Source organism: Escherichia sp. MR (genome assembly GCF_005280595.1).
Classification (GTDB): Bacteria; Pseudomonadota; Gammaproteobacteria; order Enterobacterales; family Enterobacteriaceae; genus Escherichia; species Escherichia ruysiae.
Window position 1 is genome coordinate 1 of sequence record NZ_SZVK01000047.1, and the last position, 25,631, is coordinate 25,631.

Here is a 25,631-nt window from a genome sequence, read left to right on the forward strand (position 1 = left end):
GAACGGTCTGCGTTGTCGGGAAGATACGTGATCTGATCCTTCAACTCAGCAAAAGTTCGATTTATTCAACAAAGCCCTTCCTGACTGCAATTTCTATTAAGTTTTATCTGTTGAATGAAGCGAAAATGAACAAAGTAGTACAGGATTTACAACATGGTCAGTACGCTGGCTAATAGCGTAAGGCTTTCCCGGATGGCATCGTAACGACGCCATCCGGACACTGGTTTAGCCATCATGGCTAAAACGTTGTGTTTTAACGTCCAGAGTTAACGTCTCTTCAGGTTGTACCGCGTACAGTTTTTCACCCTGTAAGCAAACCCAGCCAATACCCAGTTCACGGGCAATTAAGGCGCTATGGGATACCGGACTTCCGGCACTAAGGCAGATGCCTTTAACGACCGTCGGATCCAGTTGCAGCACGGTGGAGGGGTAAATGTTCTCTGCCAGCAAAATGGTTGGTGCGCTAAATTGCGGTAGTTCTTCTTTTGTCTGTGTCAGATGGAGCAGGGTGCGATGCAGAAGATCATCCACATCGATATAGCGCGCCTGCAGATATTCATCATCAATCTGTTGATATTGCTGGCTAAGTTCTTTAAGAACCTGCTGCCAGGCATACTCTGCGGTGCAATGTTCATGCAGAAGAAGTTCGCTTGCTGCTGCCAGCAGTTCAGGATCGTCTAACAGAGTATGGTGACCGGAAAAGATCGCGGCGATATCGTTAAGCCCGCTTGCTTCTGCCTTTGCCGTTAACGTCATCAGGTCTAACAACGTAAAATCAATTGCCTGGCGTAATCGTTCCTGTTCTTGTTCCACCGTAAGGACTGATTTCGCCTGTACGGCGCATAAAACGGGTTGATAATAAAAGGCTTTCCCCGTAACAGGATTAACCTGGTGCAGCGTTGGCGGCGTAATATCTTCTGTTTCACCAAAGTTATCTTCAGCCAACTGGCGGAAAGCGGCCAGCGCCTCTTCAGCTTCTGGCCCTTTCACAATTAGGCGCAGAGTATCGTTATAGCGGACTTGTAATAGCGCAATCTGGTTAATACTTTCCGGCGTGACGCATTTGCCGTTTTTCTCCAGTAACATGTCTGCATTAAATACCGATAAGGTATAGACCAGTCGAGAGGCCGGGCGCACGTGGAGGCCGTTACGGTTTTTAATCACCACAGCCAGGGAACGGGCTTCTTCATCGTGCGGCGGGCATGTGTCAGATATCTCACTGGCGGATGACGGTAAACCCAGTTGTTCGCGTTTGGCTTCCAGCGCAGACATAGCATCATAAATAACTTTGTCGATATCGGCACCTGATGCCGCGCTAACTGTTGCCGCCAGAGTTCCTTCGACCAATGGCGCTGCGCACAAACGTACTTTTGCGGCGATCTCTGGCGCCAGCAATTCCAGAGCGGTTTCTGCACTCAATAACGCGCTCCCCATGTCCATCATAACCAGCACATGGTCGGCATCAGCAACGGATTCGATGGCTTCCATCACTTTGACGGCATCAGTACCAATGGGATTTTGCGGGTCATCAATCCCAGCGGCAATGGCGATTTTACAACTATCGCTCATTAACATCTGACGGGCTAATTCACCGACACCTTCACCCAGCCGGGCGCTATGTGAAACTATGACCAGGTTTACCATCACCAATTCCTTACTCTTTCGCGGCTAACGCCAGCATTTGCATCATAAACATCACGGAGGTCGCGCCAGGATCCTGGTGACCAATACTGCGTTCGCCGAGATAACTGGCACGGCCTTTGCGAGCTTGCATCGTAATCGTGCTTTGTGCAGCGGATTCAGCGACACTGCTGGCTGCGTCGAGCGCAGCCGGAACAGAGAGATTTTGCTCGCTGGACTGGCGTAACGACTCAACCACTGGTTCCCAGACATCGCACATGGTTTTATCGCCAGGTTCGGCTTTCCCCCGACTGATTACGCCGTCCACACCATCGCGAAACATCTGATAAAGCTCTTCCAGCGTCAGGCTCTGACGCGCCTGAGTCGCCTGCGCGGCGCGAATAAAGAATGTACCGAATAGCGGACCACTGGCTCCACCGACGCTGGAAAGCAGTGTCATACCGGTATTTTTGAGGATGAAACCAATATCCTTGTCCTCAATGGCGGGTAGTTTTTCCACCACTTTGCTAAATCCTCGATTCATATTTAGCCCGTGGTCAGCGTCGCCAATTTCACGATCCAGCCCGGTAAGATAATCGCTCTCTTTGCTGAAGATTTCTCCACAGCGAGTAAGCCAGTTAACAATTTGAGTTCTGCTCAGTGACATCGTTATCTCCTTATTTACCCCAGTTCAGCGCCGGGGTGTGGACTGGGGCATCCCATAACGCCAACATTTCGTCATCAACTTTCAGTAAGGTGATGGAAAAACCGGTCATATCCAGTGAAGTGCAATACGCACCAATTAAATTGCGTTCGATAGTCAGCCCCGCTTGCTGACAACGCGTAGTCAGACGGTTATAGACGCCGTAAAGCTCAGAAAGTGGTGTGGCGCCAAGATTGTTGACCAGCGCAATCACCCGATCGCCAGACTGTAGCTGCTGTTTGGTTTGAATCTCTTCCTGCCAGTTTCCTTGTTGATAATTCCAGAAGCGCAGTGTGCGATGGTATGTGCCATTTTCCAGCAGCGTGTCGAACATTTCATCGACGGTTTGATCAAGGGAAGAGAAGGGGCGACGATCGATACCCGGCTCGCCATGAATGCCGACGCCAAACTCCATCTCATTATCTGCCAGCGTAAATGAGGGTTTGCCAGCGGCTGGAACGGTACAGGCACCGAGAGCGATACCAATTGAGTGACCCTGATTATTCAGCTTACGCCCCAGTTCCGCACAGGCATCCAGTGAGTCGCCACGTTCTGCCGCCGCACCCACAAGTTTTTCTATTAACACCGTATTGGCAACACCGCGCCGCCCGGCGGTATAAAGACTGTCTTTCACCGCGACGTCGTCATCAATGACCACCGTGGTCACTTTTACGCCGCTGTCATGGAGTAATTCTGTTGCTGTTTCGAAGTTAAGAATATCGCCGGTGTAATTTTTGATGATCAGCAGTACGCCTTCGCCGCCATCAATCTGCATGGCGCATTCAAAGATTTTATCGGGGGTAGGTGAAGTGAAAATTTCGCCCGGACACGCCCCCGAAAGCATCCCCTGACCGATATAACCGCAGTGCATTGGTTCGTGTCCGCTGCCGCCGCCTGACAGCAGGGCGACTTTTCCGGCAACCGGTGCATCAGCTCGTGTGACGTACAGCGGATCCTGATGCAATGTCAGCGAAGGATGCGCTTTCGCCAGCCCTGCCAGTTGTTCGTTCAGTACGTCTTGCACATCATTGATCAATTTTTTCATTATCTTGCTCCAGCAATTATCGTAGGGCATGGATGATGTTCAACGACACGGCGACCACTGACTGCCGATGAATCCATTGTGCATCAGACTTGGGAAAAGAAAATTCATACAAATTATGTTTCATGCTGAAACATATGTTTTAATAAATGTTCCATTATGGAACATAAGAATGCCCTGATACTTAAAATTGCGAGTCAGAACACCTTTTGCCAGAAGTGAGCGGAATATGAGAGGCGGTTTTCACAACGATGACCAGGCTAACGCCCCCTGGATTGCAGCATCCTGGGAGCGATGCCGCAAACTGATGAAACGGGAGTCGTGGAGCGTACCGCACCAGGCCCAGGGCGTGACATTTGCTACCATCTGTCGGCGTAAAAAGGCGATGCTGACACTCGGGCAGGCGGCGCTGGAAGATGCCCTGGAATATATGGCGCCACGAGCGTGCGTTTTGCTTATTCTCGATGAAACTGCCTGCATCCTTAGCCGTTATGGTGATCCGCAGACTATGGAGCAGCTTAGTGCGTTGGGATTTAATGACGGCACTTATTGCGCCGAAGGAATCATCGGTACTTGTGCGCTATCGTTAGCGGCTATCTCTGGTCAGGCGGTGAAAACGATAGCCGATCAACATTTTAAACAGGCGTTCTGGAAATGGGCATTTTGTGCAACGCCGCTGTTTGACAGCAAGGGGCGATTGACCGGGACGATAGCCCTGGCGTGTCCAGCGGAACAATCGACAGCAGCCGATTTGCCGTTGACGCTGGCAATTGCTCGCGAGGTGGGAAACTTACTGCTAACGGACAGTTTGCTGGCTGAAACTAATCGGCATTTAAATCAACGTAACGCTCTGTTAGAAAGTATGGATGATGGCGTGATTAGCTGGGACGAGCAGGGTAATCTGCAATTTATTAATGCTCAGGCGGCGCGTGTTTTGCGTCTGGACGCAACGGCCAGCCAGGGAAGAGCAATCACGGAACTGTTAACGTTACCTGCCGTGCTGCAACAGGCAATAAAACAGGCACATCCGCTCAAACATGTGGAAGCGACCTTTGAAAGTCAGCACCAGTTTATTGATGCGGTCATTACCCTTAAACCGATAATTGAACCCCAGGGAACCAGCTTTATTCTGCTGCTGCATCCGGTGGAGCAGATGCGGCAATTGATGACCAGTCAATTAGGCAAAGTTAGTCATACTTTTGCTCATATGCCACAGGATGATCCGCAAACCCGTCGCTTGATTCATTTTGGTCGTCAGGCGGCGCGCAGCAGTTTTCCGGTGTTACTTTGTGGAGAAGAAGGCGTTGGTAAGGCTCTGTTAAGTCAGGCGATTCATAATGAAAGCGAACGCGCTGCAGGTCCCTATATCGCCGTCAATTGCGAATTATATGGTGATGCGACGCTGGTGGAGGAGTTTATTGGCGGCGATCGCACGGAGAATAAAAATGGTCGTTTGAGTCGTCTGGAACTGGCACACGGCGGCACGCTGTTTCTCGAAAAGATTGAGTATCTGGCGGTGGAGTTACAGTCAGCATTGCTTCAGGTCATCAAGCAGGGCGTTATCACGCGGTTGGATGCGCGGCGTTTAATCCCGATTGATGTCAAAGTGATTGCCACGACGACCGCAGATCTGGCAATGCTGGTGGAACAAAATCGCTTTAGTCGCCAGCTTTATTACGCGCTCCATGCATTTGAAATTACCATCCCGCCTCTGCGTATGCGGCGCGGCAGTATTCCGGCGCTGGTGAATAACAAATTGCGTAATCTCGAAAAACGCTTCTCAACTCGCCTGAAGATTGATGACGATGCGCTTGCTCGTTTGGTCTCCTGCGCATGGCCCGGTAATGATTTTGAACTGTATAGCGTCATTGAGAACCTTGCCCTGAGCAGCGACAACGGACGCATTCACGTCAGTGATTTGCCTGAGCATCTGTTTACCGAACAGGCGACAGAAGATATCAGCGCCACGCGTCTTTCCACCAGTCTGTCATTTGCGGAAGTCGAAAAAGAAGCGATTATTAACGCCGCCCAGGTGACAGGTGGGCGTATTCTGGAAATGTCGGCGTTACTTGGAATTGGTCGCACCACGCTTTGGCGAAAAATGAAACAATATGGCATTGATGCAGGTCAGTTTAAGCGTCGGGGATGATCGACAAAAACAAAAAAGCCATTATGTGCATCCACACATAATGGCTGATTTTTTGCGCCAGTACGGAGACTTCAGTACTGGTAGTAACGTATTAAACGTTAAACAGGAAGTTCATCACATCGCCATCTTTAACGATGTAATCTTTACCTTCTGCACGCATTTTGCCTGCTTCTTTCGCGCCTTGTTCACCTTTGTAAGTGATGAAATCTTCAAACGCGATGGTTTGTGCACGGATAAAGCCTTTTTCAAAATCGGTGTGGATTTTGCCAGCAGCCTGCGGCGCGGTTGCACCAACCGGAATGGTCCATGCACGCACTTCTTTCACCCCGGCGGTGAAGTAAGTTTGCAGGTTCAGCAGTTTATAACCGGCACGGATCACACGGTTCAGACCCGGCTCTTCCAGTCCCAGTTCCTGCATAAACTCGTCACGTTCTTCGTCGTCCAGTTCGGCAATGTCTGCTTCAACAGCAGCACAAACCGGAACGACAACAGAACCTTCTTTCGCCGCGATTTCACGCACCTGGTCAAGATACGGGTTGTTTTCAAAACCGTCTTCGTTGACGTTGGCGATGTACATTGTCGGTTTCAGCGTCAGGAAGCTCAGGTAACGAATAGCAGCTTTTTCTTCTGCGCTTAAATCCAGCGCGCGCAGCATACCTGCGTTTTCAAGTTGTGACAGGCATTTTTCCAGTACCGCCAGCTCGGCTTTCGCGTCTTTATCGCCACCTTTGGCTTTTTTCTGTACCCGGTGAATTGCACGTTCACAGGTGTCGAGATCCGCCAGAGCAAGCTCGGTATTGATAACGTCAATATCGTCTGCCGGGTTAACTTTGCCGGAAACGTGAATGATGTTGTCATTTTCAAAGCAGCGAACAACGTGACCGATCGCTTCGGTTTCACGGATGTTGGTCAGGAACTGGTTACCCAGACCTTCGCCTTTCGACGCGCCTTTTACCAGGCCAGCGATATCGACAAACTCCATGGTCGTGGGAAGCGTACGCTGCGGTTTTACGATTTCAGCCAGTTGATCCAGACGCGGATCGGGCATTGGCACAACGCCTGTGTTCGGCTCGATGGTGCAGAATGGAAAGTTGGCCGCTTCAATACCGGCTTTGGTCAGCGCGTTGAACAGGGTAGATTTCCCGACGTTGGGCAAACCGACGATACCGCATTTGAATCCCATGATTTAAATCACCTTAATATCTTAATAATCAACCTGTTATCGTAAACAGATTGTAGAAATGGAAATAACTCTGCCTATTATACACGGCACGCGGCAAAAATGCCGCAGACAACGACTTATTGCGCTTTAAAGGCGTGCAATCGGTTCGTTGCTTTGGTCAAGCCATCTGTAAACCACATTTCAGTACAACGTGCCGCTTCGTCGATGGCTTCATCAATTAACTTCTGTTCACTAACAGGAGGTTTGCCTAACACAAACCCGACAACTTTGTTTTTATCGCCCGGATGACCGATTCCAATGCGTAAACGGTGAAAGTTAGGGTTATTACCCAATTTACTGATGATGTCTTTCAGTCCATTGTGACCACCATGACCGCCGCCCAACTTAAATTTGGCGACGCCAGGGGGCAGATCCAGCTCGTCGTGGGCGACCAGAATTTCGTCCGGATTAATGCGGAAAAAACTGGCCATCGCCGCGACGGCTTTGCCGCTGAGATTCATAAATGTGGTCGGGACTAACAGGCGGACATCTTCGCCTCCAAGGGTAACTCGCGAGGTATAACCAAAGAATTTAGCTTCTTCGCGCAAGGGAGCGCGCAAACGCTCCGCCAGTAAGTCAACGAACCAGGCGCCAGCATTGTGTCGCGTTGCGGCGTATTCAGCGCCGGGGTTCGCCAGGCCGACAATCAATTTAATCGTCACGTTTTTTGTCCTGAGTGAGTGCATAACTGGCGCGTAGTTTACTGGTTGTGGCCTCGCTTGACAAAAAACAGCACCTTATACGCAGACAACATAATAATTGCCTCTGCGAACTATTAGAAAGTCAGGATGTTCAGGCGTTTATTTGTAAAGTTTTGTTGAAATAAGGGTTGTAATTGTGATCACGCCCGCACATAACCTACAGGGTGTTGTCTATACTTTACACATAAGGAAGAGGGGGATTCCCTGTTACAACCCAGAAAGTTCCGGAGGTGACACATGAAACGCAAAAACGCTTCGTTACTCGGTAACGTGCTCATGGGGTTGGGTCTGGTGGTCATGGTGGTCGGCGTGGGGTATTCAATCCTCAACCAGTTACCACAGTTTAATATGCCCCAGTATTTCGCACATGGTGCAGTGCTGAGTATTTTCGTCGGTGCCATTCTCTGGCTGGCGGGTGCCCGTGTTGGCGGGCATGAACAGGTGTGCGACCGTTACTGGTGGGTTCGTCATTATGACAAACGTTGCCGCCGTAACGATAATCGTCGCCATAGCTAACGCATAATGCAGTTTGCTGACCAGTCAGTTTGTGCTGACTGGTCAATTTAATGCCTTTCTTACAGATCAGCCATTGCTGCGCTGCGATTCGGGAAGAATGCCAGGCGTCCAGGGATCGGTTGAATACCAGAACGAGCCATGGTGCGCAGTGGCTGGAACTCCACATTACACACCCGCAGTTCACATCCTTCAGGCAGGCGCTTCACAAAACGCTGGAACGCATCAAGGCCACCGGCATCAAGAACCGGAACTGCATCCCACTTCAGAATAACAATTCGTTTGCCTTCCAGACGTGATTCAAGATCGGTGAATAAGCCTTCAGCCGCAGCGAAAAACAGCGGACCAATAACGCGCAGAACCAGTACATCCTCAGGAACATCTACCGCCACGGGTGCCAGACGAGTCATACGGGCGATACGGCGCATAAACAGCAGCGATGCCAGTACGATACCCACACTGATGGCAATAACCATATCAAACAGCACGGTCAGCGACATGCAAAGCAGCATGACGATGATGTCATCTTTCGGCGCATGGCGCAGCAAGTCGACCACTTTGTGTGCTTCACTCATGTTCCACGCCACCATCAATAGCAGGGCAGCCATGGCGGAAAGCGGCAGCCAGGAGAGCAGCGGTGCCAGTACCAGCAGAGCGAGAATAACCAGAATAGAGTGGATCACCGCCGAGATAGGGGAAGTTGCACCGGCACGGACGTTAGCGGCAGAACGCGCGATGGCAGCTGTAGCGGTAATACCACCAAAGAACGGAGCGATGATATTCCCCAGCCCCTGACCGACCAGTTCGCTGTTCGCCTTGTGTTTCGTCCCGGTCATGCCATCCAGTACCACCGCGCAGAGCAGAGATTCGATTGCGCCGAGCATTGCCATTGAGAATGCCGCAGGCAGCAGTGTGCGAATAGAATCCCAGGTTAGTGTGAATTCTGAATCGGGGAGATCCCACGGCAGTACCAGTTGCGGCAGCAGTTGCGGAATACCATTACCCTGGGAACCATCGGCCAGAACGTAGTGGAATTGCGAGCCGATGGTAGCAACATGTCCACCGAGCAGGTTAACAATGCCCATCACCGCACAACCAGCCAGCAAGGCCGGAAGATGACCAGGTAAACGAATGCCCAGACGCGGCCAGAAAACCAGAATGCCAAGCGTCACAATGCCAATGGCAGCATCACCCACATTAATGGTGGGCAGCGCCATAAATAATGCGCCGACTTTTTGCAGATAATGTTCCGGGACATGTGCCATTTGCAGACCGAGAAAATCTTTAATCTGCATCGTACCGATGGTGATCCCGATACCCGAAGTGAAGCCTAAGGTAACGGAAACCGGGATATACTCAATCAGGCGCCCGAAGCGCGCCAGCCCCATCAGGATCAAAAAGATCCCGGACAACAACGTCGCAACCAGCAGGCCTGCCAGTCCAAACTGTTGCGAAACGGGATAGAGAATTACCACAAATGCCGCAGTTGGACCGGAAACGCTAAAACGCGACCCCCCCGTCAGAGCAATGACAATCCCTGCAACAGCAGCGGTATATAAACCGTACTGTGGAGCCACGCCACTACCAATTGCCAACGCCATCGCCAGCGGAATAGCAATAATCCCGACGGTAATCCCGGCAATCAGGTCACGGGTAAACCGTGCGGCAGTGTATTTTTCTTTCCAGCAAGCGTCGATCAGAGCGCGGAAAGGCATCACATGTGAGGAGAATATTTTGTTCACAATAATGTTTCATCCGTGAGCGCATCATCTGTCAACTAAATGGCAGGTGAAGGAGGCATAGGTCATACAAATGGATATTACAGACAAAAAAACCCGCCGCAGCGGGTCTTTGAGCCGGGTTCGATTAATGTTCGAACATAGCAGAGATCGATTCTTCGTTGCTGATACGACGAATCGCTTCGGCCAGCATACCTGACAGAGTCAGAGTACGCACGTTCGGCAGTGATTTGATTTCATCGCTCAGCGGAATAGTATCGCAGACAACGACTTCATCAATTACAGAGTTACGCAGGTTGTTCGCCGCGTTGCCAGAGAAGATCGGGTGAGTCGCGTACGCAAATACACGTTTAGCACCACGTTCTTTCAGAGCTTCAGCAGCTTTACACAGCGTACCGCCAGTGTCGATCATATCATCGACCAGTACGCAGTCACGACCTGCAACGTCACCGATGATATGCATCACCTGGGAAACGTTCGCACGCGGACGACGTTTATCGATGATTGCCATATCGGTATCGTTCAGCAGCTTAGCGATAGCGCGGGCACGCACAACGCCGCCGATGTCCGGAGAAACCACAATCGGGTTATCCAGATTCAGCTGCAGCATGTCTTCCAGCAGGATCGGGCTACCAAATACGTTATCAACCGGAACGTCGAAGAAACCCTGAATCTGTTCAGCGTGCAGATCCACTGTCAGCACACGGTCAACACCGACGCTGGAGAGGAAGTCTGCAACCACTTTCGCAGTGATTGGCACACGAGCGGAACGGACGCGACGGTCCTGGCGCGCATAGCCAAAGTAGGGGATAACAGCGGTGATACGACCTGCGGAAGCACGACGCAGGGCATCAACCATCACGACTAATTCCATCAGGTTGTCGTTAGTAGGGGCACAAGTGGACTGGATGATGAAAATATCACCACCGCGTACATTTTCATTGATTTGTACACTGACTTCGCCGTCGCTAAAGCGACCTACAGCGGCGTCGCCGAGTGAAGTGTACAGGCGGTTGGCAATACGTTGTGCTAGTTCCGGGGTGGCGTTACCAGCAAAAAGCTTCATATCAGGCACGAGAAGAACCTCAGGCATGCGTCCATTGGTGGAAAGAATCTGCCGAAAACTGTGCGGGCCAGGCAATATTCTTTCCAGGCGGTGTATTAAAGAGCGCGATGCAACGTCTGGAACAAGGTGACGTTGTCACCGAAACTCAGCTTGCCCGGCTTAAAGCATGGCTCTGTGCAATGGGGAAAGATTAACACCTTTCGCCACAAAGCCATTGAGCCATTCCGGGGCTTGCTCTAGCACCTGGCGGGCTTCAGACTCTGTATCAAATTCAGCAAAGACACAGGCTCCTGTCCCAGTCAGGCGCGACGGGGCGTATTCTAACAGCCAGGAAAGCACCGCATCAACCTCGCGAAAACGTTTTCTTGCGATAACCTCGCAATCATTACCGAATTCACATTTTAGCAACGTATCAATTGACCTTTTCGGCGTGTTGCGTGGGAGTTCAGGATCTTTAAAAATCACCGGTGTCGGAATACTTACACCAGGGTGTGCCACCAGATACCATTTCTCCGGTGGATTCACTGGCGTTAATATTTCGCCAACCCCTTCAGCAAACGCGGCATGACCGCGTACAAAGACAGGAACATCTGCGCCCAACGTCAGACCCAGTTCCGCCAGTTCATCAATACTTAGCCCGCATTGCCAGAGATGATTTAACGCCACCAGCACAGTCGCGGCATTCGATGAACCACCGCCCAGGCCGCCGCCCATCGGCAAACTCTTGTCAATGCTGATATTTGCACCGCTCCCCGCCGGAAGACGCCCGCTGTCTGCCGCTGTTTTCATCAACAACCGTGCTGCGCGAACGATCAGGTTATCTTCGTGCTCCACGCCTTCAACGGGCGTTAACAGACGAATATCCCCATCGTCACGAAGTTCAATGCTGATGGTGTCGCCGTAATCAAGAAACTGAAACAGCGTTTGCAGCGTGTGGTAACCGTCCGCTCGCTGACCGGTAATGTATAAGAACAGATTAAGTTTTGCCGGAGAGGGCCACTGTGTCCGCATTATTTCACTATCCAGTTATCCATTTTTAACTTGATGCGCTGACCACCGTCGGTGAGTTCCATATTGGCTGGCATCGCAGGTTGCGTTTTGGTGTCATAACCACCGTATACGACTTTCCAGTTTTTGCCGTTCTGGCTGTAGGTGATTTCGCTCAGGCGGTACTGGTCGTCCAGTTTGTAGTCGGTTGCATCACCAGGCAAACCTAAAATCCACTGGCGCAAACTGTTGAGCGGAATCGGCATCCCTGTCAATTTGCCAATCATCTCTTCGGCGTCATCGGCGGTGTAACGCTGACCTTTGTTATCTACCAGCTGCACGTTACCCGGCTGAGCATTCAGCTCCAGTTCGGTGCTTCCCAATGGGTTGGTCAGCAGCAGACGGTAGCGATCCTGGCCAGTTTGCTGCCAGAAGAAGCGGGCATACACTTTCTGCTGGTCAGAAATATACGCAAATGCACCGCGTGTCTGATACTGGTTGAGGTTACGAACCTCTTGCTGATGCTGACGCCACTGCGGGGAGTCCGGGCTTTTGCCGGGGCCTTTTGGTGTGGTAACGGAACAGGCAGTGAGCACGAGGGCAGCCAGCGGTAGCAGGCGGATAAAGCGAAAATCGGGCAGGGGCATGATAATGACAAGTCCTTGAGATACGTTGCAGTTATAACCCTTAATGCTAGCGTTACCGTCCGCTATCGTCTATGTTCAAGTTGTCTTACTTGCCAGAATCTAACGGCTTTTGGCAATTACTCCAAAAGGGGGCGCTCTCTTTTATTGATCTCACGCATCCTGTATGATGCGAGCAGACTAACCATATCAACGTTGGTATTATTTCCCGCAGACATGACCCTTTTAGCACTCGGTATTAACCATAAAACGGCACCTGTATCGCTACGAGAACGTGTATCGTTTTCGCCGGACAAGCTCGATCAGGCGCTTGACAGCCTGCTCGCGCAGCCGATGGTGCAGGGCGGCGTGGTGCTGTCGACGTGTAACCGCACAGAACTTTATCTTAGCGTTGAAGAGCAGGATAACCTGCAAGAGGCGCTCATTCGCTGGTTGTGCGATTACCACAATCTCAACGAAGAAGATCTGCGTAATAGCCTCTACTGGCATCAGGATAACGACGCGGTTAGCCATTTAATGCGTGTTGCCAGTGGCCTGGATTCACTGGTTCTGGGGGAGCCGCAGATCCTCGGTCAGGTTAAAAAAGCGTTTGCCGATTCGCAAAAAGGCCATATGAAGGCCAGCGAACTGGAACGCATGTTCCAGAAATCTTTCTCTGTAGCGAAGCGCGTTCGCACTGAAACGGATATTGGCGCCAGTGCTGTGTCTGTCGCTTTTGCGGCTTGTACGCTGGCGCGGCAGATCTTTGAATCGCTTTCTACGGTGACGGTATTGCTGGTTGGTGCGGGCGAAACCATCGAACTGGTGGCGCGTCATCTGCGCGAACACAAAGTGCAGAAGATGATTATCGCCAATCGTACTCGCGAACGAGCCCAAATCCTGGCAGATGAAGTCGGCGCAGAAGTGATTGCATTGAGCGATATCGACGAACGTCTGCGCGAAGCCGATATCATCATTAGTTCCACTGCAAGCCCGTTACCGATTATCGGTAAAGGTATGGTGGAGCGCGCATTAAAAAGCCGTCGCAACCAACCGATGCTGTTGGTGGATATTGCCGTTCCGCGCGATGTCGAACCGGAAGTCGGAAAACTGGCGAATGCCTACCTTTATAGCGTTGACGATCTGCAAAGCATCATTTCGCATAACCTGGCGCAGCGTAAAGCCGCCGCAGTTGAAGCGGAAACTATCGTCGCTCAGGAAACCAGCGAATTTATGGCGTGGCTGCGCGCACAAAGCGCCAGCGAAACTATTCGCGATTATCGCAGTCAGGCAGAGCAGGTTCGCGATGAGTTAACCGCCAAAGCGTTAGCAGCCCTTGAACAGGGCGGCGACGCGCAAGCCATTATGCAGGATCTGGCATGGAAACTGACTAACCGCCTGATCCATGCGCCAACGAAATCACTTCAACAGGCTGCCCGTGACGGGGATAACGAACGCCTGAATATTCTGCGCGACAGCCTCGGGCTGGAGTAGCAGTACATCATTTTCTTTTTTACAGGGTGCATTTACGCCTATGAAGCCTTCTATCGTTGCCAAACTGGAAGCCCTGCATGAACGCCATGAAGAAGTTCAGGCGCTGCTGGGTGATGCGCAAACCATCGCTGACCAGGAACGTTTTCGCGCATTATCTCGTGAATATGCGCAGTTAAGTGATGTTTCGCGCTGTTTCACCGACTGGCAACAGGTTCAGGAAGATATCGAAACCGCACAGATGATGCTCGACGATCCTGAAATGCGTGAGATGGCGCAGGATGAACTGCGTGAAGCTAAAGAAAAAAGCGAACAACTGGAACAACAACTTCAGGTTCTCTTGCTGCCAAAAGATCCTGATGACGAACGCAACGCCTTTCTCGAAGTGCGTGCCGGAACTGGTGGTGATGAAGCCGCATTATTTGCAGGCGATCTGTTCCGTATGTACAGCCGTTACGCAGAAGCCCGTCGCTGGCGCGTGGAAATCATGAGCGCCAGCGAGGGCGAGCATGGTGGCTATAAAGAGATCATCGCCAAAATCAGTGGCGATGGTGTGTATGGTCGCCTGAAATTCGAATCTGGCGGTCATCGCGTGCAGCGTGTTCCTGCTACGGAATCGCAGGGTCGTATTCATACTTCTGCTTGTACCGTTGCGGTAATGCCAGAGCTGCCTGACGCAGAACTGCCGGACATCAACCCGGCAGATTTGCGCATTGATACTTTCCGCTCTTCAGGGGCAGGGGGGCAGCACGTTAACACCACCGATTCGGCAATCCGTATTACTCACTTACCAACCGGTATTGTTGTTGAATGTCAGGACGAACGTTCACAACATAAAAACAAAGCTAAAGCACTTTCTGTACTTGGTGCTCGCATCCACGCAGCAGAAATGGCAAAACGCCAGCAGGCGGAGGCGTCTACCCGTCGTAACCTGCTGGGCAGTGGCGATCGCAGCGATCGTAATCGTACCTACAACTTCCCGCAGGGGCGCGTCACTGACCACCGTATCAACCTGACGCTCTACCGTCTGGATGAAGTGATGGAAGGTAAGCTGGATATGCTAATTGAACCGATTATCCAGGAACATCAGGCTGACCAACTGGCGGCGTTGTCCGAGCAAGAATAATGGAATATCAACACTGGTTACGTGACGCAATAACCCAACTTCAGGCGAGCGAAAGCCCACGGCGCGATGCTGAAATCCTGCTGGAGCATGTTACCGGCAAGGGGCGTACTTTTATTCTCGCCTTTGGCGAAACGCAGCTGACTGACGCGCAGTGTGAGCAACTCGACGTACTGCTGGCGCGTCGTCGTGCAGGTGAACCTATTGCTCATTTAACCGGTGTGCGTGAATTTTGGTCGTTGCCGTTATTTGTTTCGCCAGCGACCTTAATTCCCCGTCCTGACACGGAATGTCTGGTGGAGCAGGCACTGGCTCGGTTACCTGAACAGTCTTGCCGTATTCTCGATCTCGGTACGGGCACCGGGGCAATTGCGCTGGCGCTGGCCAGCGAGCGTCCAGATTGCGAGGTAACCGCCGTTGACCGAATGCCGGATGCCGTTGTCCTTGCGAAGCGTAATGCGCAGCATCTGGCGATTAAAAATATCCATATCCTGCAAAGCGACTGGTTTAGTGCGCTTGGCGAGCAGCAGTTTGCGATGATTGTCAGCAATCCGCCATATATCGACGAGCAGGATCCCCATCTTCAACAAGGCGATGTCCGCTTTGAGCCGCTGTCGGCATTGGTGGCGGCAGACAGCGGTATGGCGGATATCGTGCACATCATCCAAAAGTCACGTAACATGCTAATATCTGGCGGATTTCTGCTTCTGGAACATGGCTGGCAGCAAGGGGAAGTGGTTCGACAGGCATTTATTCAGGCGGGTTATCGTGATGTCGAAACCTGCCGGGACTACGGTGATAACGAGCGCGTGACGCTTGGTCGCTATTATCGATGACTAGTTTTACTACGCTGCTTAGCGTTCATCTCATTAGCGTTGCGCTTTCTGTTGGGCTATTAACCTTACGTTTCTGGCTACGTTATCAGGAGCATCCTCAGGCATTTGCTCGCTGGACGCGCATTGCGCCGCCGGTTATTGACACGGTGTTATTGTTAAGCGGCGTGGCGCTAATGGCTAAAGCGCACATCCTGCCATTTTCCGGGCAGGCACAATGGCTGACTGAAAAGCTGTTTGGAGTTATCATTTATATCGTTTTGGGTTTTATTGCTCTCGATTATCGTCGGGTGCACAGTCAGCAGGTGCGCATTATTGCCTTCCCGCTGGCGCTGGTGGTGCTGTACATCATCATTAAACTCGCCACCACAAAAGTACCGTTACTGGGGTAAGTCATGAGATCGTTAGCTGATTTCGAATTTAATAAAGCGCCGCTGTGCGAAGGCATGATCCTGGCTTGCGAAGCAATCCGCCGCGATTTTCCCTCGCAAGATGTTTACGACGAACTGGAGCGTCTCGTTAGTCTGGCGAAGGAAGAAATTAGCCAGCTTCTGCCTTTAGAAGAGCAGCTGGAAAAATTGATCGCGCTGTTTTACGGCGAATGGGGATTTAAAGCCTCACGCGGTGTTTATCGTCTTTCCGATGCACTATGGTTGGATCAGGTGTTAAAAAATCGGCAGGGCAGTGCGGTATCATTAGGCGCCGTTTTGGTGTGGGTCGCAAATCGTCTCGATTTGCCGCTGATGCCGGTGATTTTCCCGACGCAGCTTATATTGCGCATTGAATGTCCGGATGGCGAAATTTGGTTGATTAACCCTTTTAACGGTGAATCGTTAAGCGAACATATGCTGGATGTATGGTTAAAGGGAAATATCAGCCCGTCGGCGGAACTGTTTTATGAAGACCTGGATGAAGCCGATAACATTGAGGTTATCCGCAAACTATTGGATACGCTGAAAGCGTCGCTGATGGAAGAAAATCAGATGGAACTGGCATTACGCACCAGCGAGGCCTTATTACAGTTCAACCCGGAAGATCCGTATGAAATTCGCGATCGTGGGTTGATTTACGCGCAACTGGATTGCGAACACGTTGCGTTAAATGATTTAAGTTATTTCGTTGAACAGTGTCCGGAAGACCCGATCAGCGAAATGATTCGTGCGCAAATTAATAACATCGCGCATAAACATATTGTGCTGCATTAATTAATCGACATTTTACTTAAGATTAAGGCGATCCTATGAAACAAAAAGTGGTTAGCATTGGCGACATCAACGTAGCAAATGACCTGCCGTTCGTGCTGTTTGGCGGTATGAACGTGCTGGAATCTCGCGATCTGGCGATGCGCATTTGCGAACACTACGTAACCGTGACCCAGAAACTGGGTATCCCTTACGTGTTCAAAGCCTCTTTTGACAAAGCCAACCGCTCCTCTATCCACTCTTATCGTGGACCGGGCCTGGAAGAAGGGATGAAAATCTTCCAGGAATTGAAGCAAACTTTTGGCGTGAAAATTATCACCGACGTTCACGAACCAAGCCAGGCACAGCCAGTTGCTGATGTTGTGGATGTGATCCAGTTACCGGCATTTCTCGCTCGTCAGACTGACCTGGTGGAAGCCATGGCGAAAACCGGTGCGGTAATTAACGTCAAAAAACCGCAGTTTGTCAGCCCGGGTCAGATGGGTAACATCGTTGATAAATTCAAAGAAGGCGGCAACGATAAAGTGATTCTTTGCGATCGCGGCGCTAACTTTGGCTATGACAACCTGGTTGTCGATATGCTGGGTTTCAGCATTATGAAGAAAGTGTCTGGTAACTCGCCGGTGATTTTCGACGTGACCCACGCACTGCAATGCCGCGATCCGTTTGGCGCAGCTTCCGGCGGTCGTCGTGCTCAGGTGGCTGAGCTGGCACGAGCCGGTATGGCGGTAGGTCTGGCGGGGCTGTTTATTGAAGCTCATCCGGATCCGGAACATGCGAAATGTGATGGCCCATCCGCGCTGCCGCTGGCTAAACTGGAACCGTTCCTCAAGCAGATGAAAGCGATTGATGATCTGGTGAAAGGTTTCGAAGAACTGGATACCAGCAAGTAATCTTTTTTGCTTGAAAAATAAAGTATTAGCGTTCTGCGTTAAGACTTTTTTCATGGGTGCCAGATACAAAAAAGGCCGCAGGCTGTTACCCCTGCGGCCGGTTTCGGGCGCATATTGCCATCACGGCAGCCTGACGCCCGTATTCGCCTTACTTCCGGTTACGCCACCAGCTGACAATCGCTGCGGTAATAATTCCCGCCAGGATCGGTGCTGCCAGGTCGTGCCAGAAAGTCATGGCAAACTGCGCGAGCGTCATATAGCCGCCTTGTTGTAATGACAACATTTTGCGGCTATTCTTGAATTGTTCTGGTTCAAGATTAGCCCCCGTTCTGTTGTCAGGTTGTACCTCTCAACGTGCGGGGGTTTTCTCTTTCCAGCAACCAATGCCACCAGGGATAAAGCCCCCGCAACATTGCGCCTCACCGGATAACGCCGGCTTGGTGTGGATATTACGTCTCAAGCCTTCTTTACTTCACCACTGAAACGTTCGTAATGAAGAGTACATTCCAGCTTTTCATCAACTGTTGCAGTGCTTTCTTGCATGTTGTGGTGCAGGCTCGCAATTATGTCTGACGAATTGTTCAGAATAACTGAAGAAAGGAACCGGGCAGGTATTTTTATTATCTCCCCCAGCTTCCGCCGCCAGGGGGAGATATCAATGTCAGGCAAATATTGTCATCAAATAGGCGGCAAAGAGAGCCAGATGTGCCGCGCCGTTGAGTACGTTAGTACGTCCGGTGGAGAAGGAGATATGGCACAGCACCAAAGAGGCTACCATCACCACCATTTCTGGCGCACCAAGCGCAAACTGCAATTCATTGCCTGTCATAAAGGCGATCAGCGTGACGACAGGTACGGTAAGTGAAATGGTTGCTAACACCGAACCAAAGAACAGATTCATCGCGCGCTGGACCTGGTTGTTTAATACCGCTTTTAACGCCCCTAAGCCTTCCGGCGAAAGAATCAATAGCGCCACCAGGAAACCGGTAAAAGCCACCGGAGCATTCATGCTGGTGAGCAGTGTTTCCAGCGGACTGGCGTTCATTTTGGTAACCGCTATCACCGCAATTAAATGGATAATCAACCAGACGGCATGCCACAGGCTGCTATGGGCAGACGGTTTACCATGGTGCGGATCGTCATCATCACTGTCATCTTCATGTTCATAGACAAACAGACTCTGATGCGTTTTGGTCTGAATTAGCAAAAATACGCCGTACATTGCTGCGGAAATTAATGCCACCAGCAACGCCTGACCAGTTGAAAAATTCGCCGCAGGCAGAGCCATCGGGAATACCAGCACAATAATTGCCAATGGAAACAGGGCGATTAAATACTGTTTAATACCAAACAGATTCATATATTGGGTGGCAAATTTGCGCCCGCCCAACAGTAATGAAAAACCAACCAGTCCACCAGTAACAATCATAATGATTGAATAGAGCGTATCTCGCATTAACGTCGGCGCCGCATCGCCGGTCGCCATTAAGGCTGATATCAAACTGACTTCAAGAATAACCACGGAAAGGCTAAGAATAAGAGAGCCATAAGGTTCCCCCAGTCGATGGGCTAATACGTCCGCATGACGGACAACACTAAAGGCGCTGCTTAAAATACCAATAAGCGCAAGAAGATTGATGCCTATGACCACTGGTAGTGTTTGACTGCTTCCCCACAGGAACAGCACTACCAGCGCCAGAACCGGGAAAATAAGCGAGGTCTCCTTGTGGCGGGTTTTTACCGCCTCGTGAGCATTTGTCATTATGGTTATCCTTTGCAGATGAATTTGTCGAAAATGTAATAAATAGGCAGAAAAAATAACAGAAAGTGTCTGGATATCGGTAACATTTTACGAAATTTTACCCCGCTGTCGCTTTTTTACTCTTTGGGGTATAAAAATAATCAACGTGTTTAGACAATGTTTGTATTAGCACCTCTTAAGAAGAGTCTGACGTGAAAAGTCTTATATGCTGGCAAGCGTGGATATTGTTGACCACACTTAAAGTTCACCTTTAAAAAAGGAGTCAACAATGCCGTATAAAACAAAAAGCGATCTGCCGGAAAATGTAAAACACGTTCTACCGTCCCATGCCCAGGATATCTATAAAGAGGCATTCAACAGCGCCTGGGATCAATATAAAGATAAAGAAGATCGGCGTGATGATGCCAGTCGGGAGGAGACAGCGCATAAAGTGGCCTGGGCAGCAGTGAAACATGAATATGCTAAAGGAAGTGATGATAAATGGCATAAAAAGTTATAACTCCCGGTGATGAGTTAAAGCTATTCGTGCGGCGTCGCCTTGCAAGTGGTCTGCAGATTGCATATTGTCCCGGTAATGGTTCCAAAATGAGCAGTAAAAATGTCTGGAAGACACCAAAAAGTTGTCGCAGGGAAGTATGCAGTGGCGGAGGTATAAGGTGATAACGCGGGATTTCTTGATGAATGCCGATTGTAAAACGGCATTTGGCACTATTGAAGAATCACTCTTATGGTCGGCAGAACAGCGGGCAGCCTCGCTGGCAGCTACGCTGGCTTGTCGTCCTGATGAGGGGACGGTGTGGATCTTCGGTTATGGATCGTTGATGTGGAATCCGGCGCTGGAGTTTATCGAGTCCTGTACCGGTACGCTGGTTGGGTGGCACCGGGCGTTCTGTCTGCGTCTGACCGCCGGAAGGGGGACGGCACACCAGCCGGGAAGAATGCTTGCTCTGAAAGAGGGCGGCCGCACCACGGGAGTGGCGTATCGCTTGCCGGAAGAGACGCTGGAGCAGGAACTGACCTTGCTGTGGAAGCGGGAGATGATTACCGGCTGCTACCTGCCAACCTGGTGTCAGCTTGATCTTGATGACGGGCGCACAGTCAACGCGCTGGTGTTTATTATGGACCCGCGCCATCCTGAATATGAGTCCGATACCCGAGCTCAGGTGATTGCTCCGTTGATTGCTGCGGCGAGTGGTCCACTTGGAACCAATGCGCAGTATTTATTTTCTCTGGAACAAGAGCTCAACAAACTGGGGATGCAGGATGACGGGCTGAATGATTTACTGGTGTCGGTGAAAAAACTGCTGGCGGAGAATTTCCCGGATGGTGTCTTACGGCCCGGTTTTGCCTGATGAAACTGTTATCACAGCGGGGCGTTTCTGTAACCTTGAGCGCCCCATACTGCAATTAAAACGTAAGCACTTTATCGGCAACCAGCGTCCATTGCGCCAGTTCGACCAGTGTGCCAATTTCAACTCCATCAATCAGCGGAAGTGGGCTGATACCGCGACCATCGGTGCAGGTTTTGCACAATTTCACAGGCACATTTTGTGCAGTGAGGATCTCCAGCATTTGCTGAATATTGTAGCCTTCCCCCGGTTTTTGTCCGCGTAATCCGGCAGTTACCGCATCAGACATCAGGAACAGACGCAGATCCAGGTTGCTCTCCTGTTCCCGTAGCGCAATGGCCAGCCGCAGGCTATTAAATAAGGATTCGCTCCCGTAGGGCGCGCCATTGGCAACGATCACGATTTTTTGCATTACTCACTCCTGTATTCAGATAATTAGATTTTCGACTTCTATCTTACTGCTTTTACGCTGTCTGACCAATTTGCCACATTTTTAGGATTTTCCATAAAGCATGAGAAAGTACGAGAAAAGTTACCAGTAATCGTTATTCTATAAAGTAATGGGTGTTCATTTTTACCGGAAATTACTGACGTTTTGAGCCGTATCGTCTCTCGTGTTACCCCACTTTATTTACTCTTGCTGCTGGCAGGCGGTATAGCTAGCGCACAGCCATCCGTTGAGCAGCAATCGGTAAATCCTTTTGATAACGATAAGGATGGTCTGCCGGACTTAGGAATGGCACCGGAAAATCATGACGGTGAAAAACACTTCGCCGAAATCGTGAAAGATTTTGGTGAAACCAGTATGACTGATAACGGTCAGGATACAGGCGAACAGGCAAAAGCCTTTGCGCAGGGAAAAGTTCGTGATGCGTTCAGTCAGCAGGTTAATCAACATGTGGAATCGTGGCTTTCGCCGTGGGGGAACGCCAGTGTTGACGTCAAAGTGGATAACGAAGGGCATTTCACCGGCAGCCGGGGGAGCTGGTTTGTACCGTTGCAGGATAACGAGCGTTATCTTACATGGAGCCAACTTGGGCTCACCCAGCAGGACGATGGTCTGGTAAGTAACCTTGGCATTGGTCAACGCTGGAGGCATGGCACATGGTTGATGGGATACAACACGTTTTATGACAACTTGTTAGATGAAAATCTTCAGCGGGCAGGGTTTGGCGCTGAAGCATGGGGAGAATATCTACGCTTGTCGGCAAATTATTACCAGCCTTTTGCCTCATGGCATGAACAGACTGCCTCGCTCGAGCAGCGTATGGCGCGTGGTTATGATCTGACTGCCCGGATGCGAATGCCGTTTTACCAGCATCTCAACACCAGTGTCAGCCTCGAACAATATTTTGGTCAGCGTGTCGATCTGTTTAATTCTGGCACGGGTTACCATAATCCTGTCGCCATGAGTCTGGGGCTTAATTACACCCCTGTTCCACTCGTTACTATGACCGCTCAGCATAAACAAGGCGAAAGTGGAGAAAGCCAAAATAATCTCGGGCTGAATATTAACTACCGCTTTGGGGTGCCACTAAACAAACAACTTTCTGCTGGCGAAGTTGCTGAGAGTCAGTCGTTGCGCGGCAGTCGCTATGACAATCCGCAGCGGAATAATCTGCCGGTCATTGAGTATCATCAGCGTAAAACCTTAACGGTATTTCTGGCGACGCCCCCCTGGGATCTTAAACCTGGTGAAACGGTGCCGCTGAAATTACAAATCCACAGTCGTTACGGTATTCGACAATTGATCTGGCAAGGGGATACACAGATGTTAAGTCTGACATCGGGAGCCACAGCCAATAGTGCGGATGGCTGGACGCTGATCGTGCCGGACTGGCAAAGTGGAGAAGAGGCGACCAATCGATGGCGCTTGTCGGTGGTGGTGGAAGATAACCAGGGACAGCGTGTCTCTTCCAATGAGATCACGCTAACGCTTGCCGAACCTTTCGATGAAATGGCAAAGGACGAACTGCGCTGGGAACCATAATCAGAAAATACGTTCCTGATGCACCCATACTGCGGCTTCCACACGAGATTTAAGCTTCATTTTTTTCAGCATGTGCTTCACGTGCACTTTGACCGTGCTTTCAGTGATGTCCAGGCGACGGGCGATCATCTTATTCGGTAAGCCCTGAGCAATCAGTTTCAGAATATCGCGCTCGCGCGGCGTTAACTGGTTGACGTCGCGTTCAGTCGTGGCGCGGTTAGCACGCAGGCTGGCGGCCAGAACAGGGGTTAACGCCTCGCTTAATACCATTTCGCCAGCTGCAGCCTGGTGCAACGCTTTTAACAGATCTTCCGGCTCCATATCTTTTAACAGATAACCATCTGCGCCGCGTTTCAGCGCGGTGACGACGTCCTCTTCATGGTTCGAGACGCTGAATACCACAATGCGACCGGATAAAGATTTTTCGCGCAGTTTATCCAGCGTTTCCAGACCGTTCATGCCGGGCATATTCAGATCAAGCAGAATCAGATCAGGATCGAGAGATTCCGCAAGTAAAATACCCTGCTCGCCATTGCTCGCTTCGCCAACCACAGTGATATCGGGGGCCATGCTGATAAGCTGTTTTACGCCAGTTCGCAGCATCGGGTGATCGTCGATCAGCAGGATAGTAGCCGGTTCCTGATTACTCATGGATATCTCCTTGGACGTCTGTGAAAGTTTTTTCGGGAATAAAAGTGACCACCACTTCGGTGCCACCTGATTCACGACGGCGGACGCGACAGTCGCCACGCAGACTTTGCGCACGGTCACGCATAATTATCATGCCGTAGTGATTGCTGCGGATGGCATTTTCAGGCACCCCGCAGCCGTTATCCTGGACGGTCAGTTTGACCTGATTATCGTTTTGCGCCACCGTCACAACGACCTCGCTCGCTTGCGAATGTTTGAGGGCGTTACTTAATGCCTCACGGGCAATTTGCAACAGATGGATTGCCTGATGCGAGGGCACCAGACGCGGTGGCAACTGGTAATCCAGCTTCACCGGGAAGCCAAATTTGGCGCTGTACTCTTCACAACTTGCCTCCAGTGCCGGGCGTAATCCCGGTTCTGTGAGCTGCAAACGGAATGTGGTGAGCAACTCACGCAACTGCGCCCATGACGCATTCAGTTCGTTACGGATCTGGCTTAACAGTTCGCGGCTGCTTTCTGGCAGTGCGTCGCCTTGCATCTGTAAACAACTCACTTGCATCTTCATACAAGAGAGAGATTGGGCAATAGAATCATGTAGTTCGCGCGCAATGGTGGCACGCTCTTCCATCACGATCAACTGCTGCTGGCGTTCCTGATGGCGATCCAGCGCCAGAGTGGCGGTTAATTGTTCAACCAGCGTATCCACCAGTTGCTGTTGATCATGGCTCAGATGGCGTCCCTGAGGCAGGGTCGCCAGCAAAATGCCGTACTGCATATGGGAATCTGCCAGTCGCCATTTCAGGGTAGTGCCGCGATCACCAACGGGTAATACCCCGCGTGGGCAGAGTTGGCAGCCTTTGTCGTCGCAGGTCATATCCGGCTGGCAGGTGAACTCCTGATGATTCTCTTCATCTTCAGTGTCATATACACGCAGTTCGATATCACGCAGCAGGGTTAAATTTTGCAATCCGTTGAGTACAGGTGACAGGCGTTCACACAGTGGGGCGCGAGAATGCAAACGACGGTTAGCCTGCCACAAAAACGAGAGTATTTGATTTTTATGCTCCAGCCCGGCGGTTTTCTCCTGTACCCGATGCTCAAGTACGGCATAACTCTCCGCCAGTTCCGCAGACATATTGTTCAGTGCCGTTCCGAGCATTGCCATTTCGTTGCGCCCGCTGATATTCGCCCGCTGGGTAAAATCGCGATGGCTGACGGCACTCGCCATCGCCAGCAATTGCCGCCACGGCTGTAGCAGCCGTGCCCGCAGCCATATGATGGTAAATACCAGCAGAAGTGCCATAAACACAGCCATCACCCGATGAACCAGTACGACCGTCTCAATGCGCATTTCTGTGGTGCGGTCAAAACCAGACACCAACTGATCAAGCCCGGCGACAAACTGGCTGACGTCAGCCGACACCGTTTCGCGGCTTTGTGCGTGTAGCAGCGCAGGAATCAGCTCATGGCGCCAGTAATCCTGCAACCCCTGTAATTGCGCCAGTTGCCCGTCTCGTTCTGCTGCTCGAGTTAATTCGGTGCTAAATGCCGTTTGTTCCATCTCTTTGATTAAGGGCTTGTCTTTCTCGCTTAATGGTACTGCCGCCAGTAGCCGGTAAGTTTGCATACGCAGCGATCCCGCTTTGTTAATAGCATGGGCGCTGCCCTGAACGCCTTGTACCAGCCAGCCAGAAACCGCCATCCCCGCCAGTCCAATAGCGGTAGAAAGCAAAACAATAAGCGCAACCTGATTAACCAGGGTGAGCGGAGAGAGACAACGTTTAAGCATGTAAACCTCTTCCTTCAGGCTTTGAATGAGCAATAACCTTAATGAATGTGACGATACATTCTGGAATGGCGTTATTCTCGGCTATTGGCTGAAGTATACCCATACCTGGAAAGAGTTACTCCTTATTTGCCGTGTGGTTAGTCGATTTACATCAGTAAGGGTAGGGATTTTACAGTACTGTGA

General features: G+C 50.9%; 25 protein-coding genes. 11 read left to right on the forward strand and 14 right to left on the reverse strand.

Features of this window, described 5'->3' with window-relative positions; translation table 11 throughout:
- Positions 1 to 225 precede the first annotated feature (225 nt).
- From dhaM to dhaK, 3 genes are read right to left on the reverse strand one after another with little or no spacing between them, the layout of a single operon-like run.
- On the reverse strand, positions 226 to 1,644 hold the full coding sequence (gene dhaM / locus FC814_RS17505; protein ID WP_024212517.1) for a dihydroxyacetone kinase phosphoryl donor subunit DhaM: 1,419 nt from the start codon (positions 1,642 to 1,644) through the stop codon (positions 226 to 228).
- 10 nt (positions 1,645 to 1,654) lie between these two features.
- Positions 1,655 to 2,287 carry a dihydroxyacetone kinase subunit DhaL gene (gene dhaL / locus FC814_RS17510; RefSeq protein WP_032225542.1) on the reverse strand — a complete coding sequence of 211 codons (633 nt, stop codon included), beginning with the start codon at positions 2,285 to 2,287 and terminating at the stop codon, positions 1,655 to 1,657.
- 10 nt (positions 2,288 to 2,297) lie between these two features.
- Positions 2,298 to 3,368, reverse strand: coding sequence for a dihydroxyacetone kinase subunit DhaK (gene dhaK / locus FC814_RS17515; RefSeq protein ID WP_024212695.1), 1,071 nt, complete (start codon positions 3,366 to 3,368; stop codon positions 2,298 to 2,300).
- Positions 3,369 to 3,594: 226 nt separating this feature from the next.
- Here dhaK and dhaR point away from each other — a divergent pair, with 226 nt between their 5' ends.
- Entirely contained in the window at positions 3,595 to 5,514 is a 1,920-nt protein-coding gene (gene dhaR, locus FC814_RS17520; RefSeq protein WP_137326239.1) for a dihydroxyacetone kinase operon transcriptional regulator DhaR, read from the forward strand.
- Between the two features lie 91 nt (positions 5,515 to 5,605).
- Here the strand turns inward: dhaR and ychF are convergent, their stop codons facing one another.
- Together ychF and pth are read right to left on the reverse strand one after the other, a co-directional pair.
- On the reverse strand, positions 5,606 to 6,697 hold the full coding sequence (gene ychF / locus FC814_RS17525) for a redox-regulated ATPase YchF (RefSeq protein WP_137326240.1): 1,092 nt from the start codon (positions 6,695 to 6,697) through the stop codon (positions 5,606 to 5,608).
- 116 nt (positions 6,698 to 6,813) lie between these two features.
- Positions 6,814 to 7,398 carry an aminoacyl-tRNA hydrolase gene (pth, locus tag FC814_RS17530; protein ID WP_000152933.1) on the reverse strand — a complete coding sequence of 195 codons (585 nt, stop codon included), beginning with the start codon at positions 7,396 to 7,398 and terminating at the stop codon, positions 6,814 to 6,816.
- Positions 7,399 to 7,674: 276 nt separating this feature from the next.
- On the opposite strand from pth, the gene ychH reads away from it, so the two are divergent.
- Complete coding sequence (ychH, locus tag FC814_RS17535) at positions 7,675 to 7,953, forward strand: stress-induced protein YchH (RefSeq protein ID WP_000823884.1); 279 nt, start codon at positions 7,675 to 7,677, stop codon at positions 7,951 to 7,953.
- Between the two features lie 59 nt (positions 7,954 to 8,012).
- On the opposite strand, the gene dauA is transcribed toward ychH, so the two are convergent.
- The 4 genes from dauA to lolB form a co-directional block, all read right to left on the reverse strand.
- Positions 8,013 to 9,692, reverse strand: a complete 1,680-nt coding sequence (gene dauA / locus FC814_RS17540; RefSeq protein ID WP_071995177.1) for a C4-dicarboxylic acid transporter DauA — start codon at positions 9,690 to 9,692, stop codon at positions 8,013 to 8,015.
- 124 nt (positions 9,693 to 9,816) lie between these two features.
- Positions 9,817 to 10,764 (reverse strand): ribose-phosphate diphosphokinase, encoded by a 948-nt coding sequence (gene prs, locus FC814_RS17545; protein WP_001298109.1) that lies wholly within the window; start codon positions 10,762 to 10,764, stop codon positions 9,817 to 9,819.
- Between the two features lie 150 nt (positions 10,765 to 10,914).
- Positions 10,915 to 11,766 carry a 4-(cytidine 5'-diphospho)-2-C-methyl-D-erythritol kinase gene (gene ispE / locus FC814_RS17550; RefSeq protein WP_137326241.1) on the reverse strand — a complete coding sequence of 284 codons (852 nt, stop codon included), beginning with the start codon at positions 11,764 to 11,766 and terminating at the stop codon, positions 10,915 to 10,917.
- Positions 11,766 to 12,389: a lipoprotein insertase outer membrane protein LolB gene (gene lolB, locus FC814_RS17555; RefSeq protein ID WP_001130680.1), complete on the reverse strand. Its 624-nt coding sequence runs from the start codon at positions 12,387 to 12,389 to the stop codon at positions 11,766 to 11,768. The genes ispE and lolB overlap by 1 nt, the downstream gene beginning before the upstream one ends.
- Before the next feature lie 213 nt (positions 12,390 to 12,602).
- Here lolB and hemA point away from each other — a divergent pair, with 213 nt between their 5' ends.
- The 6 genes from hemA to kdsA are packed head-to-tail and all read left to right on the forward strand — an operon-like array spanning position 12,603 to position 17,907.
- Positions 12,603 to 13,859, forward strand: a complete 1,257-nt coding sequence (gene hemA, locus FC814_RS17560) for a glutamyl-tRNA reductase (protein ID WP_010346781.1) — start codon at positions 12,603 to 12,605, stop codon at positions 13,857 to 13,859.
- A gap of 40 nt (positions 13,860 to 13,899) precedes the next feature.
- Positions 13,900 to 14,982 (forward strand): peptide chain release factor 1, encoded by a 1,083-nt coding sequence (gene prfA / locus FC814_RS17565; protein ID WP_000804726.1) that lies wholly within the window; start codon positions 13,900 to 13,902, stop codon positions 14,980 to 14,982.
- On the forward strand, positions 14,982 to 15,815 hold the full coding sequence (gene prmC / locus FC814_RS17570; protein ID WP_137326242.1) for a peptide chain release factor N(5)-glutamine methyltransferase: 834 nt from the start codon (positions 14,982 to 14,984) through the stop codon (positions 15,813 to 15,815). The genes prfA and prmC overlap by 1 nt, the downstream gene beginning before the upstream one ends.
- A complete protein-coding gene (gene sirB2 / locus FC814_RS17575) occupies positions 15,812 to 16,204 on the forward strand; it encodes an invasion regulator SirB2 (protein ID WP_000200410.1) in 393 nt (130 codons plus the stop codon). Before prmC ends, sirB2 begins: the two co-directional genes overlap by 4 nt.
- A gap of 3 nt (positions 16,205 to 16,207) precedes the next feature.
- Complete coding sequence (gene sirB1 / locus FC814_RS17580; protein ID WP_032225535.1) at positions 16,208 to 17,017, forward strand: invasion regulator SirB1; 810 nt, start codon at positions 16,208 to 16,210, stop codon at positions 17,015 to 17,017.
- 35 nt (positions 17,018 to 17,052) lie between these two features.
- Entirely contained in the window at positions 17,053 to 17,907 is an 855-nt protein-coding gene (gene kdsA / locus FC814_RS17585) for a 3-deoxy-8-phosphooctulonate synthase (RefSeq protein ID WP_000811058.1), read from the forward strand.
- Between the two features lie 148 nt (positions 17,908 to 18,055).
- Here kdsA and FC814_RS17590 read toward each other — a convergent pair whose 3' ends face one another.
- Entirely contained in the window at positions 18,056 to 18,163 is a 108-nt protein-coding gene (locus FC814_RS17590; protein WP_000170965.1) for a type I toxin-antitoxin system toxin Ldr family protein, read from the reverse strand.
- A gap of 405 nt (positions 18,164 to 18,568) precedes the next feature.
- Entirely contained in the window at positions 18,569 to 19,669 is a 1,101-nt protein-coding gene (chaA, locus tag FC814_RS17605) for a sodium-potassium/proton antiporter ChaA (protein WP_000180147.1), read from the reverse strand.
- A 268-nt stretch (positions 19,670 to 19,937) separates the two neighbouring features.
- On the opposite strand from chaA, the gene chaB reads away from it, so the two are divergent.
- Together chaB and chaC are read left to right on the forward strand one after the other, a co-directional pair.
- On the forward strand, positions 19,938 to 20,168 hold the full coding sequence (gene chaB, locus FC814_RS17610) for a putative cation transport regulator ChaB (protein ID WP_001146436.1): 231 nt from the start codon (positions 19,938 to 19,940) through the stop codon (positions 20,166 to 20,168).
- A 157-nt stretch (positions 20,169 to 20,325) separates the two neighbouring features.
- Positions 20,326 to 21,021: a glutathione-specific gamma-glutamylcyclotransferase gene (chaC, locus tag FC814_RS17615; RefSeq protein ID WP_137326243.1), complete on the forward strand. Its 696-nt coding sequence runs from the start codon at positions 20,326 to 20,328 to the stop codon at positions 21,019 to 21,021.
- 55 nt (positions 21,022 to 21,076) lie between these two features.
- Here the strand turns inward: chaC and ychN are convergent, their stop codons facing one another.
- Positions 21,077 to 21,430, reverse strand: a complete 354-nt coding sequence (ychN, locus tag FC814_RS17620) for a DsrE/F sulfur relay family protein YchN (RefSeq protein WP_001169665.1) — start codon at positions 21,428 to 21,430, stop codon at positions 21,077 to 21,079.
- 183 nt (positions 21,431 to 21,613) lie between these two features.
- Here ychN and FC814_RS17625 point away from each other — a divergent pair, with 183 nt between their 5' ends.
- Positions 21,614 to 23,008, forward strand: coding sequence for a YchO/YchP family invasin (locus FC814_RS17625; protein WP_137326244.1), 1,395 nt, complete (start codon positions 21,614 to 21,616; stop codon positions 23,006 to 23,008).
- Here the strand turns inward: FC814_RS17625 and narL are convergent, their stop codons facing one another.
- Positions 23,009 to 23,659, reverse strand: a complete 651-nt coding sequence (gene narL / locus FC814_RS17630) for a two-component system response regulator NarL (protein ID WP_000070495.1) — start codon at positions 23,657 to 23,659, stop codon at positions 23,009 to 23,011.
- Positions 23,652 to 25,448 carry a nitrate/nitrite two-component system sensor histidine kinase NarX gene (gene narX / locus FC814_RS17635; RefSeq protein ID WP_000918092.1) on the reverse strand — a complete coding sequence of 599 codons (1,797 nt, stop codon included), beginning with the start codon at positions 25,446 to 25,448 and terminating at the stop codon, positions 23,652 to 23,654. The genes narL and narX overlap by 8 nt, the downstream gene beginning before the upstream one ends.
- Positions 25,449 to 25,631: the final 183 nt, after the last annotated feature.